Origin of the sequence: Streptomyces sp. NBC_01775 (genome assembly GCF_035917675.1) — a bacterium.
In the GTDB taxonomy this organism is placed as follows: Bacteria; Actinomycetota; Actinomycetes; order Streptomycetales; family Streptomycetaceae; genus Streptomyces.
In genome coordinates this window covers 1014287-1026900 of the sequence record NZ_CP109104.1, presented here as the reverse complement: position 1 = coordinate 1026900, position 12614 = coordinate 1014287, and the positions used below count along the sequence as shown (strand labels likewise).

Below are 12614 nucleotides of genomic sequence, written 5' to 3'. Positions count from 1 at the left end.
ACGGGGACTCCCGCGCACCCCACGGAGCGGGACTCCCGCGCACCGGACGTCAGAAGACCGCCGGCAGCCCGTCGAGTGCCTTGCCCACCTCGGCCGCGAATCCCGCCCCGGAACACGGCTGTTCGGTCGCCCACCACACGCGCCCGTCGGGGCGGATCAGCGCCGCCGTGACGCCGGACCACGCGGGTCCACCAGTCCTGGCGAGCCGGCTCGGGTGGACGGAGATGCCGGCCGCCGCCGCCCGTTCGGCCACCTCGCTGTCCACCGGTTCGCCGCCCATGGTCAGGAGCACCGCGCGGCCGTCGTGCAGCAGCGGAAAGACGCCCTCGCCCTCCGGGTCGTGGGCACGGCCGCCGGTCAGGGGGTGTGCGTCCGCGTCGGCGGGCCGGTAGACGGTGTCGAGTCCGGAGAGCTTTCCGGCCAGCAGCCGCGCGAACGCGGGCTCCGAGGCGATGGCCTCGTTCAGCAGGCCGCGCAGTGCGGTGACCTCCGGGGTCAGCCCGCTGATCAGGGCGCCCTGGGCCTTGGTGTGCTCGGCCAGCTCGGCGCCGACCGGGTGGCGTTCGGCGTGGTAGGTGTCCAGCAGCTCCGCGGCGGCCCGCCCCTGGAGCACGGCGGCCAGCTTCCAGCCGAGGTTCATGGCGTCCTGGAGCCCGACGTTCAGGCCGACGCCCCCGGCCGGCCAGTGGATGTGGGCCGCGTCCCCGGCCAGCAGCACCCGGCGGCTCCGGTAGGCGGCGGCCAGCCGGGTCGCGTTGCCGAACCGGGACAGCCAGGAGGGTGAGCGCATGCCGAAGTCGGTGCCGGCGATCCGCAGCGAGGCATCGCGCAGTCCGTCCAGCGTCATGGGCACGTCGTGCCGCTGGTCGGCCGGATCGTATCCGGTGACGCGGAACCTGCCGTCCGGCAGTGGGACGACCAGGAGGCGGCCGGCCTCGGAAAGGGCGGCGAAGCCGGGGTTCCGCGGCGGGTTGTCGAGAACCACCTCGCCGAGGAAGCCGTAGGCCGAGGTGCCGGACCCGGGGAAGTCGATGCCGGCCTCCCGGCGCACGGTGCTGCGGGCGCCGTCCGTGCCGACCACGTATGGCGCGCTCACCTCGTACGCGCCATCGGGGCCGCCCACCCGGACGGTGACCGACGAGTCGTCCTGGACCAGTGAGATGACCTCGTGGCCCCGCCGGACGATCGCGCCCAACTCGGTGGCGTAGCGCTCCAGCAGCTCCTCGGTGACCGTCTGCGGCTGGGCCAGCAGGAACGGGAAAGGGGTCGGCAGCGAACTGAAGTCGACACGGGACTCCAGCATGCCGAAGTGCCAGTTGGGCAGGGGCCGGCCGGCGGCGAGGGTGTCCCGGTGGCGGTTCCGCATCGCCAGCACCTCGACGGTGCGCGGCTGGATGCCCAGGGCCTTGGAGTGCGGGCTGCGTCGCTCCTCCCGCTCCAGCACGAGGACGGAGACGCCGGCGAGGGCGAGTTCATGGGCCAGCCAGAGACCGACCGGTCCGGCTCCCGCGATCACGACCTGATGGTCCGAGGAGCCCTGGGGCGGTGCCTGACGCGTTGCGGACATGACGGTTCAACTCCCGGTGGAGAGAGGCACGGAGATGAGCACAGCTACTAGTGACCAGTGGTCATTAGCTATGCTACCCGGCCGCCGAGAGGCCCTCTCCCGTGCGCGATCGACCACCGGTGCGCCGGTGACCGGAGCGGCTGGTGCCGCGACCGGGCCAAGGCTGCTCGTCAAGGAGCGTGCGTGCCGGGCGGCGTGACCGGGCGAAGGCTGCCGGGAGGGGCACTAGGGTCGGCGCATGCCCACCGCCGACACCCCTGCCGACCGGCCGCGCCGCGTCCGCGATCCGGAGCTGCACCGTCGGGCCATCCTCGACGCGGCGGCCCGCGCCTTCGCCGAGCGCGGCTACAGCCGGGCCACCCTGCGGGACATCGCCCACCGTGCGGGCGTGACACACGGGCTGGTGCTGCGCCACTTCGGCAGCAAGGAGAACCTGTTCCTCACCGCCGTCCCCGGCACCCGGTCCGTCGACGAACTGGCCGAGGACTCTCCCGAGCCCCTGTCCGCGCGCATCGCCCGGGAATTCGTGCGCCGCCTGGAGGCGCCCGAGGGCACCGACACGTTCGTCGCGCTCGTACGCGGTGCCGCGGAGGACGAAGGCGCCGCCGGAGAGCTCTACGTGGCCATGCAGGAACGGACCAACGCGATCTACCGTCGGCTCCTGGGCGAGCACGCGCTGGAGCACCGGGTCCCGTTCCTCGCCGCGCTGCTCGTCGGAGTCACCTTCAGCCGCTACGTCATCCGGGCCGGCGCCCTGGCGGAGATGAGCGCGGAACGCCTCATCGTGGACCTCACCGCCTCCATCCACGCGCTGCTCCACGAAGACCCGGAGGCCGGGCAGCCGACGGCGGTGTCCGGCAGGGAGGCCGAACCGGGGCAGGGGACCCGCCCGGTGGGCAGTCCGGGCAGCACCGCTTAGGGTCCTGTGCCATGGCTGACTCATCCGCCCGGCCCTGGGCAGCGGAGGCGATCCGGCGGCTAGCCCTCGACGCCCGGCGCAGCGGGCCGACTCCCCTGGTTCCGCTGCGCTTTCCGGCGTTTCCGGAGATCGACATTTATCTGAAGGACGAGTCGGCGCAGCCGACGGGGAGCGTGAAGCACCGGCTGGTGCGCACGATGTTCCGCGAGGCGATCGCCGGGGGCACCCTCACGGAGGGGACCGAGGTGGTGGCCGCCACCAGCGGGGCGGTGGCCGTCGCCGGGGCGTACTTCGCGCGGCTTGTCGGGCTGGGGTTCACAACGGTCCTGCCATCGTCGACGCCGCCCTCCGCACTCGCCCGGATCGGGGAGTACGGAGGTCGGTGGCGCTTCGGGGAGCTGCCGCCGGCGGCGGTCCAGGACGAGGCGCGGGACCTCGCGGGGCGCAGCGGGGGTTACTTCCTCGACCACTTCGCGGGCGCGGTCGAGGCGGGCCGGGCGGACGGCGAGGGCACCGTGGCCGAGGAGGTCTTCGCCGGACTGCGCGAGGAGCGGTTCCCGGACCCCGCGTGGATCGTGACAGGGGCCGGGACCGGGGCGACCTCGGCGGGGATCGGACGGTATCTGCGGCGGCGGGGACTCTCGACGCGGCTGGCGGTGGTGGACCCGGAGAACTCCGCGTACTTCCCGGCCTGGGCGAGCGGCTGTGACGACTATGCGACCGGGATGCCCTCCCGCATTCCCGGGATCGGCCGCCCGCGCACCGAACCCGGTTTCGTGCCCGATCTGATCGACCTGGTGATCCCGGTGCCGGACGGCGCCTCCGTCGCTGCCATGCGACGGCTGCACCGGCACCCCGGGATCGAGTGCGGCCCGGCGGCCGGCACCGGGCTGTGGGGGGTGTGCCACCTGGTGGCCCGGATGCGCCGGGCCGAGCGGCGGGGGAGCGTGGTCGCCTTGAGCGGCGACCACGCCGAGGCGTACCGGGGTACGTACCTCGACGGCGAGTGGCTCGCCGCCAAGGGGCTCGACCCGATGCCGTACGAAACGGTGCTCGACCGGTTCGCCGAGTCGGGAGAATGGCCTGGTTGAGGGCTCATCCGTAACGGGGAGCCGGGCGTGCACGCGTTCTTGGCCGTCGTCGCGGCCCAGCGGGAAGGCGTCGGGAATCCGCTGGTCCTCCGCGAAGGGGGCGCGCGCAAGGGCCGGTCACAGAGCGCCTGGTGAACGTTCCCGGGACAGCGGGTTTTCCCGCAGCGCTGAGGGGCAACCCGCCTCCCGCAGCCGAGGCCGCCCGGCCGTCCCGGCCGCCCCGGGCTCCGCCCGTGGCACCCGACCCCGACGTGAAGAGGACCCGTGCCCGCAACCGAGACCACCGGATCCGAGACCGCGGAATCCGAGACCGCGTCCAAGACCGCGGAGACCGTGCAGAACATCTTCGTCCTCGGTATGGACGACGCCAACCGCGCCACCCTGGAGGCCGTGCCCGACGCGAACCGCTACCGCTTCCACCCGTTGCTGAGCCCCGAAGAGCTCCAGGAGGACGAGGTGTCCGTGCCCGGCCTGCTGGAGCGGGCGCGTGGCGTGCTCGACGCCTTCGACGGCCCCGTCGACGCGATCGTCGGCTACTGGGACTTCCCCGTCAGCACCATGATCCCGATCCTGGCGGAGCGGTACGGCACGCGCAGCACCGGCTTGGAGTCGGTGGTCAAGTGCGAGCACAAGTACTGGAGCCGGCTGGAGCAGGAGAAGGTCATCGAGGAGCTGCCGCGCTTCGGGAGGGTGGACCTGGAGGCGGCCGAGCCGGAGCCGCCCGAGGGTGTCCGCTTCCCCATGTGGCTCAAGCCCGCCTTGTCCTACTCGTCCGAACTGGCCTACGGGGTCGAGAACCTGGAGGAGTTCCGCGCGGCCGTCGCCGAGATCCGCGAGGGCATCGCCCGGGTCGGCAGGCCCTTCGAGTACATCCTCGACCTGGTCGAGCTGCCGCCCGAGATGGAGGGTGTCGGCGGCATGGTGTGCCTGGCGGAGGAATCGCTGTCCGGCCTCCAGTGCGCCGTCGAGGGCTACGTCCACCAGGGCCGGGTCAGTGTCTACGGGGTGCTCGACTCGATCACCTACCCCGACTCGTCCTCCTTCCTGCGCCACCAGTACCCCAGCAGCCTCCCCGCGCCGGTCCAGCAGCGGCTGACCGAGGTCTCCGAGCGGGTCATCCGGCAGATCGGCATGGACGCGGCGACCTTCAGCATCGAGTTCTTCTACGACCCGGGGCGCGACGAGATCAACCTGCTGGAAATCAACCCCCGGCACTCCCAGTCGCACGCCGAGCTGTTCGAGTTCGTCGACGGCGTCCCCAACCACCACTGCATGTTCGCTCTCGCCCTCGGCCGGGACCCCGACCTCCCGCACCGCGCCGGGCCCTATCTGTACGCGGCCAAGTGGTACCACCGCTGGTTCACCGACGGCGTGGTCCGTCAGGTGCCCACCGAGGAGGAGATCGCCGCCGTGGAGAAGGAAATACCCGGAGTGCGCATCGACGTCGTCCCCGAGGAGGGCCAGCGGCTGCGGCAGCTCTCGCAGCAGGACAGCTACAGCTTCGAGATCGCCCACATCTTCACCGCCGGCGCGGACGACGACGAACTGCGCGACAAGTACGACCGCGCCGTCGCGGCCCTCGGCCTCCACGCCACGACGCCCGACAGCGCGGCATCCGACGCCACGGCACCCGACTCCGCCGCGCGGCAGGACCAGCGAGCGTGAGCCGGGCCTGAGACAGTCGGGAACGGGGTCCGGAAGCAGAAGGGGCCGGACCGCGGAGACAGGAGAGGAGCGGAGTCAGCGCCTATGCGCAGCGTGAACAACCTGCCCTATGACATCAAGGAAGAGCAGATCACCGTGCCCCTGCCGGACGGCACCCGGCTCTCGGGACGGCTGTGGCGCCCCGTCTGCTCGGACCAGGAGCCGCTCCCCGCCGTCCTGGAGTACATCCCCTACCGCCAGCGCGACCTGACCTCCGTGCGCGACTCCATCCACCACCCGTACCTGGCGGGGCACGGCTATGTGTGCGCCCGCGTCGACCTGCGCGGCACCGGTGATTCGGACGGTGTGCTGGAGGACGAGTACCTGGAGCAGGAGCAGCGCGACGCCGAGGACGTCCTCGACTGGCTCGCCTCCCGGCCCTGGTGCGACGGCAACACCGGGATGATGGGCATCTCGTGGGGCGGCTTCGCCGCACTCCAGGTCGCGGCGCGACGGCCGGAGAGCCTGCGGGCGATCGCCATCGCTTCCTTCACGGACGACCGGTACGCCGACGACATGCACTACATGGGCGGCACGCTGCTGTCGGACAACCTCGCCGAGGCGGGCACCATGTTCGCCTACGCCACCTGCCCGCCCGACCCGGCCGTCGTCGGCGACCGGTGGCGCGGGATGTGGCACGAGCGGCTGGAGCAGACCGAGCCGTGGGTGCTGGAGTGGCTGCGCCACCAGCGGCGCGACTCCTACTGGCGGCACGCCTCCGTGTGCGAGAACTACCAGGACGTGCGCTGTCCCGTGCTGGCCTCCAGCGGCTGGGCCGACGGGTATTCCAACGCCGTCACCCGGCTGCTCGCCCACCTGGACGTGCCCCGCAAGGGACTGATCGGCCCGTGGTCCCACAAGTTCCCGCACCTGGGCGAGCCCGGGCCCGCGATCGGCTACCTCCAGGAACTCGTCCGCTGGTGGGACCACTGGCTCAAGGGCGCCGACAACGGCGTCATGGACGGGCCGATGCTGAGCACCTGGATGCAGGACAGCGTGCCCCCGTCCACCTCGTACGAGGAGCGGCCCGGGAGGTGGGTCGTCGAGCCGGAGTGGCCCTCACCGCACGTGCGGGAGGCGACCTATCCGCTGGCGCAGTACCGCATCGGCCCCGCCACCGACGAGGGCGACGCATCAGGAGCGGGGGAGGCGCTGACGGTGCGCTCGCCGCTGTCGGTGGGCCAGTTCGGCGGCAAGTGGGCCTCCTACAACGCGCCCCCCGACCTGCCCTACGACCAGCGCGAGGAGGACGGGGGCTCCCTCGTCTTCGAGACCGAACCGCTCACCGAGCGCGTGGAGATCCTCGGCTCGCCCAGCGTCCAGCTCGACCTCTCGGTCAGCGAGCCCGTGGCACAGGTCGCCGCGCGGCTGTCCGACGTCGCACCGGACGGAGCCGCCACGCGGGTCACCTACGGCCTGCTGAACCTCACCCACCACGCGGGCACCGACACCCCCGAACTCCTGGAGCCGGGACGCCGCTACCGGGCCACCGTCCAGCTCAACGGCGTGGCCCAGGCGTTCCCGCCCGGCCACCGCGTCCGCCTCTCGCTGTCCACCTCGTACTGGCCCCTGGCCTGGCCGCCGCCCAAGCCGGTGCTGCTGAGCGTGTATGAGAACTCCAGCACACTCACCCTGCCCCTGCGCACGGCCGACGAGGCGGGGGAGGCGGCTCACCGGCCGTTCGGGGAGGCCGAGGGCGCCCCGCCGCTGGCCACCACCGCGCTCTCGCCGCCCGAGGAACGCTGGGAGGTCAAGCGCGACCTGATCGGTTACAACTTCGAGCTGGAGATCGTCAAGGACCGGGGCATGGAGCGCTTCGAGGACATCGCCCTCGATGTCGGCCGTCGCGCCTACGAGCGCTACACGGCGGTCGCCGACGACTTCACCTCGGCCGGCGGCGAGTCCACCTGGACCATGACCTTCCGGCGCGACGGGTGGGAGGCGCAGACGGTCACGCGCACGCTGTTGACGTGCACCGAGAGCGAGTTCCATGTGCACGCCACGCTGGACGCCCACGAGTCGGGCCGCCGCGTCTTCTCCCGTACGTGGAACGAGTCCCTGCCCCGGGACTGCCTGTAGGGCACCGGCCGGGCGGGGGCCGGCCCCGCCCGGCCGCTTCGCTAGCCCTGTTCGCCCGCCACGCCCGCCACGCCCGCCACGCCGTCAACGCCCGCCAGGACGGCCCGCACGAAGCGCTGCCGGTCCTGCGCGTGGTCGGTGAACCACGCGCCCAACCGGTGCCCCGCCTCGGGGAAGTCGAGCCGGTGCAGACGGGCGCGGGCCGCGAGCGCGCCCGCGATACCCTCGGTCACCTCGGGCGGGATCACCGTGTCGTGGCCGGGAACGGCCAGCACCGCGTGCCCCTCGTAGCCGCGCAGCACCTCCAGCGCCGGGGCCGCGCGCCAGCTGTCCGGGCGGCGGATGATCTCGCTGAACGCGCCGTCGCCGTCCCCGAACGGCACCTCCCACGCCTCGGCGGCGTACACGCCGGGTGCGCACAGCCCGAGCGCGCGCACCCGCGGCCCGAAGTGCCCCGCCAGGTCCGCGAGCGTCTGCCCGCTCATGCTGAACCCCGCCAGCACCAGCGGGACTTCGTGCGGCACCCGCTGCTCGACCACGGCGACGGCCTGCTCCAGGCGCCGCCGCAAGCTCAACTCCCGCAGCTCGCCCGTGCTCTGTCCGTGCCCGGAGAAGTCGAAGGCGAGAGAGCGGGTGCCGGCCGCAGCGAACTCCCGCACCAGCGGAACCAGTGGCTCCTTGTTCCCGTTCCCCGCGCCGTGCAGCAGAAGGACGGCGACGGGGCCCGTGCCGCTCTCGATGCCGCTCAGCAGCTCGCCGTCGTGCTCACAGGTGAAGGACAACATCTCGCTCATCCCCCCATTCACTCACGCACCCGCGCCGCCAGGGCCGGGGGCCCCTGGCGGCGCGGTGCTGCTCACCGTTTCCGGTGAGGGCTCGGTGAGGGCTCGGTCAGGGCACCACCACGATCTTGCGGCCCTTGCCGTCGGCGAAGCGGCCCAGCGCCTCGGGGTAGGCGTCCAGCGGCATGCGGTCGGAGATGAACACCTCCGGGTCCAGCACCCCGGCCGCGAACAGCTCGGCGGCGCGCTCGTAGCTGTGCAGCACGGCCATCGAGCCGGTGATGGTGATCTCCTGGTTGTAGATGCGGTACGGCTCGATGGTCGCGGTCGTCGCGTAGTCCGAGACGCCGAACTGGAGGAAGGTGCCCGCCTTGGCGACGCGGCCCAGCCCGTCCTGGATGGCCGCCGCGTTGCCGGTCGCGTCCACCACCAGGTCCCAGCCCTGGGGCCGGTCCAGCTCGTCGGCGCTCGCGGCGGCGCCGCCGCACCCCAGCTGCTTGGCGGTGGCCAGCCGCTCGGGGTTGAGGTCGAGGATGTCCACGCCGGCGGCGCCCGTGCGCTTGGCCAGCTCCAGCATCATCAGGCCCATCGTCCCCGAGCCGTAGATCAGCACGTGGGAGCCGAGCTGGCTCTTGAGCACGTCGTAGCCGCGCACCGCGCAGGACAGCGGCTCGATCAGCGCGGCGTCCTGCGTCCTGATGTGCTCGGGCAGCTTCACGCAGTTGGCGACGGGCGCGACCGCGAACTCGGCGGCGCCGCCCGCCCGCGTGACGCCGATGGCCGCCCAGCGGTCGCACATGTTGTTGTGACCGTTGCGGCAGTGGCGGCACTCGTAGCAGTACAGCGAGGGGTCCACGGCGACCTGGTCGCCCTCGGCGAGTTCGGTGACCTCGCTGCCGAGCGCCACCACCTCTCCGGCGAACTCATGGCCGGGCACCAAGGGCAGCGAGGGCGCGAACTCCCCCTGGAGGATGTGCAGGTCCGTACCGCACAGCCCGCACGCCGCCACCCGCACCACCACGTCGCGGGGTCCGGGGGTGGGGTCGGGAACGGTCGTGAGAGAGACCTTGCCCACGGACTCGACGAGTGCGGCCTTCATTTGACAGCTCCTAGCGACAGGCCCTGGACCAGCTTGTCCTGGGCGGCGAACCCCGCGGCGAGCACCGGCAGGGAGATCACGAGCGACGCGGCACACACCTTGGCCAGGAACAGGCCCTGGCTGGTGATGAAACCGGTCAGGAAGACAGGTGCCGTCTGGGCGACGACCCCGGTCAGCACGCGCGCGAAGAGCATCTCGTTCCAGCTGAAGATGAAGCAGATCAGCGCGGTGGCGGCGATTCCCGGTGCTGCGATGGGCGCGACGACCCGGGTGAGCACGGTGGGCAGCCGGGCGCCGTCGATCTGCGCGGCCTCGATCAGCGCGGGAGGCACCTCGGCGAGGAAGGACTGCATCATCCACACGGCGATCGGCAGGTTCATCGAGGTGTAGAGAATGACCAGCAGCCACACGTTGTCGAGGAGGCCGGTGTTCTTGGCGAACAGGTAGATCGGAAGCAGCCCGGCGACGATGGGCAGCATCTTCGTCGACAAGAAGAAGAACATCACGTCGGTCCACTTGCGCACCGGCCGGATCGACAGCGCGTATGCCGCCGGGAGGGCCAGTACCAGCACACACACTGTGGAGACGACCGAGGCGGTCAGCGAGTTGGCGAGCGCCGGCCAGGGGCTGGCGCCGCCGCCCCCGCCGAAGAACTCGCGGTAGCTGTCCAGGGTCAGCGAGGCGCCCACCGAGGGCGGGTTGGTGGCGGCGTCCGACTCACTGTGCAGCGAGGTCAGCACCATCCAGAGCATCGGCAGGACGAAGACGATGCCCAGCACCCAGGCCAGCAGGCCCAGGGCCGCGTTCTTGCGGCGCACGCTCTTGGGGGCCTGCGAGCTCTCGGCCCGCGCCGCCCGGGTGGTGCGTACACTCCCTGCCGCCGGGGGCGCTCCGGTCGTGGCGCTCATACGCGGGACTCCTCACGGAAGAGGGATGAGACCACCCGCAGGGCGAAGGTGGCGATGATGAGGGAGCCGATCACGACCAGCACACCGGCGGCGGAGGCCAGGCCGTATTCGTGGCCCTGGTAGAACGCCTGGTAGATCGTGTACGGCAGGTTGGCGGTGCCCAGGCCGCCGGAGGTGATGGTGAAGACGGCGTCGAAGTTCTGGACGATGTAGATCGAGCCGAGCAGCGCGCCCAGCTCCAGGTAGCGGCGCAGGTGCGGCAGCGTGAGGTAGCGGAAGATCTGCCATGCTCCGGCGCCGTCGATCTTGGCGGCCTCGATGGAGTCGGCCGGACGGCTTTGCAGCCCCGCGAGCAGGATCAGCATCATGAACGGCGTCCACTGCCAGACCAGCGAGACCTCCACGGCGCCCAGCGGCATCTCCGCGACCCAGTCCGGCTGTGGCCCGTCGTCCCCGAAGATCCAGGTCAGCATGCCGTTGAGAAGCCCGTACTCGGGGTTGTACAGCACGTGCTTCCACAGCAGCGCAGCCGCCACCGGCACCAGCAGGAACGGGGCGATCAACATGGTCCGCACCAGGCCGCGGCCCCGGAAGCTGCGGTCCAGCAGCAGCGCCAGCGCCAGCCCGAGAACGAGGCTGGCGAGCACCACGGTGGCGGTCAGCAGCGCGGTCGTCAGTACCGAGTCACGCAGGTCGGCGTCGCCCAGCACCTCTACGTAGTTGGCGAAGCCGTCGAAGCTGCGGGCCTCGGGGTAGAGCGCGTTCCAGTTGAAGAAGGAGATCACCAGCGTGGCCACGAACGGCAGCTGGGTGACCACGATCATGAACACCAGGGCGGGCAGCAGCGGTGCGCGCGTCACCCAGGCCCGCAGCTTGCCCGGCGGGCCCTTTCTCGCCGGTGCCGGGCTTCCGGCGTCGGGTGCGGAGCGCGGTTTCGGGGCTCCGGTGGGGCCGGCGGCCGGAGTGGTCGTCGGGGTACTCATTGGCCTCGCCCCTTGTAGTCGTCGGAGACTTCCTGTGCCAGTTCCTGGGACTTGCGCAGGGCCGAGTCGACGGACTGGCGGCCCGCGATGGCCGCGCTGATCTCCTGGGAGACCTTGGTGCCAAGGTCGGAGAACTCGGGTATGTCGACGAACTGGATGCCTATGGTCGGCCGCTTCTGCACGCCGGGGTCACGCGGCTTCGCCTCGGTGATGGCCTTGCGGGTGACCTCGTGGAAGGCGCCAGCCGCCTTCTTGTACTCGGGCAGTTCATACGTGGAGGCCCGCTTGCCCGCCGGGACGTTGGGCCAGCCGAACTCCTTGCCGGCCAGGCGCTCGTACTCCTTGCTGGAGGCCCAGGAGATGAACTTCCAGGCCTTGTCCGGGTTGCGGCTGGCCTTCTGGATGCCCCAGGACCAGCTGTAGAGCCAGCCGGAGCTCTTCGTCTTCTCCACCGGCGCGGGGACGTAGCCGATCTTGCCCCGGACGGGCGACTTGGCACCTTCGAGGGAGCCGGCGCCGGCCGTCGCGTCGTACCACATGGCGGTCTTGCCCTGCGTCATGTTGTTGAGGCACTCGGCGTACCCGGCCTGTGCCGCGCCCGACTCGCCGTGCTTGCGTACCAGGTCGACGTAGAACTTGGTCGCCTTCTTGAACGCGGGGTCGTCCAGCCGCGCCTTCCAGTCCTTGTCGAACCAGGTGCCGCCGAAGGTGTTGACGACCGTCGTGAGCGGCGCGATCAGCTCGCCCCAGCCGGGCAGCCCGCGCAGGCAGATGCCCTTCATACCGTGCTGAGAGCCGTCCGCCTTGGCCGCCAGCTTGGCCACCTGCTGCCAGGTGGGCTTCTTCGGCATGCTGAGGCCCTCCTTCTTGAAGACGTCCTTGCGGTACATCAGGAAGGAGGATTCACCGTAGAAGGGCTGCGCGTAGATCTTGCCGTCCTCGCCGGTGAGCGACTCGCGCACCGAGGGCAGGATGTCCTTCTGGTCGAACTTCTTGTCCTTGCGGGTGTAGGCGTCCATCGGGCGCAGCCAGTCGTTCTTGGCGTAGATCGGCGTCTCGTAGTTGCTGATCGTGGCCGCGTCGTACTGGCCCGCCTGGTTGGCGAAGTCCTGGCTCATCTTGTCGCGGACGTCGTTCTCGGGCAGCACCGTGAACTTGACCTTGATGCCGGTCTTCTTGGTGAAGTGCTTGGCGGTGAGCTTCTGCAACTCGGTCATCTGCGGGTTGTTCACCATCAGGATGTTGATGGTGTCGCCCCCTGACCCGAGGGCTCCGGCACCCGCACAGGCGGGGAGCGTGAGCAGCGCGCCCGCTGTGACAGCGGCTGCGGCGGCTCGGGTCCTGCGTGTCCTCTTGCGGCTCTTACTTCGCATCGGGGCTCCTGGCGAATAGGTACAAAACGCCGCCAACCGGGCGCGGGGCCTCGCATGTGGTGCCCGGCGGCGGACGGAAGAAGGAACGGGGGAACGGGTTGGTCGGGGG

Annotated in this window: 10 protein-coding genes; 4 read left to right on the top strand and 6 right to left on the bottom strand. The window is 71.2% G+C overall.

Annotated elements, in window-relative coordinates; translation table 11 throughout:
- Positions 1 to 49 precede the first annotated feature (49 nt).
- Complete coding sequence (locus tag OHB04_RS04940) at positions 50 to 1567, bottom strand: FAD-dependent monooxygenase (protein WP_326806882.1); 1518 nt, start codon at positions 1565 to 1567, stop codon at positions 50 to 52.
- A gap of 238 nt (positions 1568 to 1805) precedes the next feature.
- On the opposite strand from OHB04_RS04940, the gene OHB04_RS04935 reads away from it, so the two are divergent.
- From OHB04_RS04935 to OHB04_RS04920, 4 genes are all read left to right on the top strand, one after another.
- On the top strand, positions 1806 to 2486 hold the full coding sequence (locus tag OHB04_RS04935) for a TetR/AcrR family transcriptional regulator (protein WP_326806881.1): 681 nt from the start codon (positions 1806 to 1808) through the stop codon (positions 2484 to 2486).
- A gap of 11 nt (positions 2487 to 2497) precedes the next feature.
- Positions 2498 to 3577, top strand: coding sequence for a PLP-dependent cysteine synthase family protein (locus OHB04_RS04930; RefSeq protein WP_326686450.1), 1080 nt, complete (start codon positions 2498 to 2500; stop codon positions 3575 to 3577).
- Positions 3578 to 3934: 357 nt separating this feature from the next.
- Complete coding sequence (locus OHB04_RS04925; protein WP_326809402.1) at positions 3935 to 5242, top strand: ATP-grasp domain-containing protein; 1308 nt, start codon at positions 3935 to 3937, stop codon at positions 5240 to 5242.
- Positions 5243 to 5326: 84 nt separating this feature from the next.
- The gene (locus OHB04_RS04920; RefSeq protein WP_326686449.1) at positions 5327 to 7360 is read left to right on the top strand and encodes a CocE/NonD family hydrolase; all 2034 of its coding nucleotides are present in this window, start codon (positions 5327 to 5329) and stop codon (positions 7358 to 7360) included.
- Positions 7361 to 7401: 41 nt separating this feature from the next.
- On the opposite strand, the gene OHB04_RS04915 is transcribed toward OHB04_RS04920, so the two are convergent.
- From OHB04_RS04915 to OHB04_RS04895, 5 genes are all read right to left on the bottom strand, one after another.
- Positions 7402 to 8154 (bottom strand): alpha/beta hydrolase, encoded by a 753-nt coding sequence (locus OHB04_RS04915; RefSeq protein WP_326806880.1) that lies wholly within the window; start codon positions 8152 to 8154, stop codon positions 7402 to 7404.
- A gap of 97 nt (positions 8155 to 8251) precedes the next feature.
- Positions 8252 to 9241 (bottom strand): zinc-dependent alcohol dehydrogenase family protein, encoded by a 990-nt coding sequence (locus tag OHB04_RS04910; RefSeq protein ID WP_326686447.1) that lies wholly within the window; start codon positions 9239 to 9241, stop codon positions 8252 to 8254.
- Positions 9238 to 10149, bottom strand: a complete 912-nt coding sequence (locus OHB04_RS04905; protein ID WP_326686446.1) for a carbohydrate ABC transporter permease — start codon at positions 10147 to 10149, stop codon at positions 9238 to 9240. Before OHB04_RS04905 ends, OHB04_RS04910 begins: the two co-directional genes overlap by 4 nt.
- Complete coding sequence (locus tag OHB04_RS04900) at positions 10146 to 11132, bottom strand: carbohydrate ABC transporter permease (protein WP_326686445.1); 987 nt, start codon at positions 11130 to 11132, stop codon at positions 10146 to 10148. Before OHB04_RS04900 ends, OHB04_RS04905 begins: the two co-directional genes overlap by 4 nt.
- A complete protein-coding gene (locus OHB04_RS04895; RefSeq protein ID WP_326806879.1) occupies positions 11129 to 12505 on the bottom strand; it encodes an ABC transporter substrate-binding protein in 1377 nt (458 codons plus the stop codon). Before OHB04_RS04895 ends, OHB04_RS04900 begins: the two co-directional genes overlap by 4 nt.
- Positions 12506 to 12614: the final 109 nt, after the last annotated feature.

What these genes read in the sequence shown, in the direction of transcription:
- OHB04_RS04940 (WP_326806882.1), bottom strand. Translation starts at nt 1,567, where the DNA reads ATGTCCGCAACGCGTCAGGCACCGCCCCAGGGCTCCTCGGACCATCAG.
- OHB04_RS04915 (WP_326806880.1), bottom strand. Translation starts at nt 8,154, where the DNA reads ATGAGCGAGATGTTGTCCTTCACCTGTGAGCACGACGGCGAGCTGCTG.
- OHB04_RS04930 (WP_326686450.1), top strand. Translation starts at nt 2,498, where the DNA reads ATGGCTGACTCATCCGCCCGGCCCTGGGCAGCGGAGGCGATCCGGCGG.
- OHB04_RS04895 (WP_326806879.1), bottom strand. Translation starts at nt 12,505, where the DNA reads ATGCGAAGTAAGAGCCGCAAGAGGACACGCAGGACCCGAGCCGCCGCA.
- OHB04_RS04910 (WP_326686447.1), bottom strand. Translation starts at nt 9,241, where the DNA reads ATGAAGGCCGCACTCGTCGAGTCCGTGGGCAAGGTCTCTCTCACGACC.
- OHB04_RS04905 (WP_326686446.1), bottom strand. Translation starts at nt 10,149, where the DNA reads ATGAGCGCCACGACCGGAGCGCCCCCGGCGGCAGGGAGTGTACGCACC.
- OHB04_RS04925 (WP_326809402.1), top strand. Translation starts at nt 3,935, where the DNA reads ATGGACGACGCCAACCGCGCCACCCTGGAGGCCGTGCCCGACGCGAAC.
- OHB04_RS04920 (WP_326686449.1), top strand. Translation starts at nt 5,327, where the DNA reads ATGCGCAGCGTGAACAACCTGCCCTATGACATCAAGGAAGAGCAGATC.
- OHB04_RS04900 (WP_326686445.1), bottom strand. Translation starts at nt 11,132, where the DNA reads ATGAGTACCCCGACGACCACTCCGGCCGCCGGCCCCACCGGAGCCCCG.
- OHB04_RS04935 (WP_326806881.1), top strand. Translation starts at nt 1,806, where the DNA reads ATGCCCACCGCCGACACCCCTGCCGACCGGCCGCGCCGCGTCCGCGAT.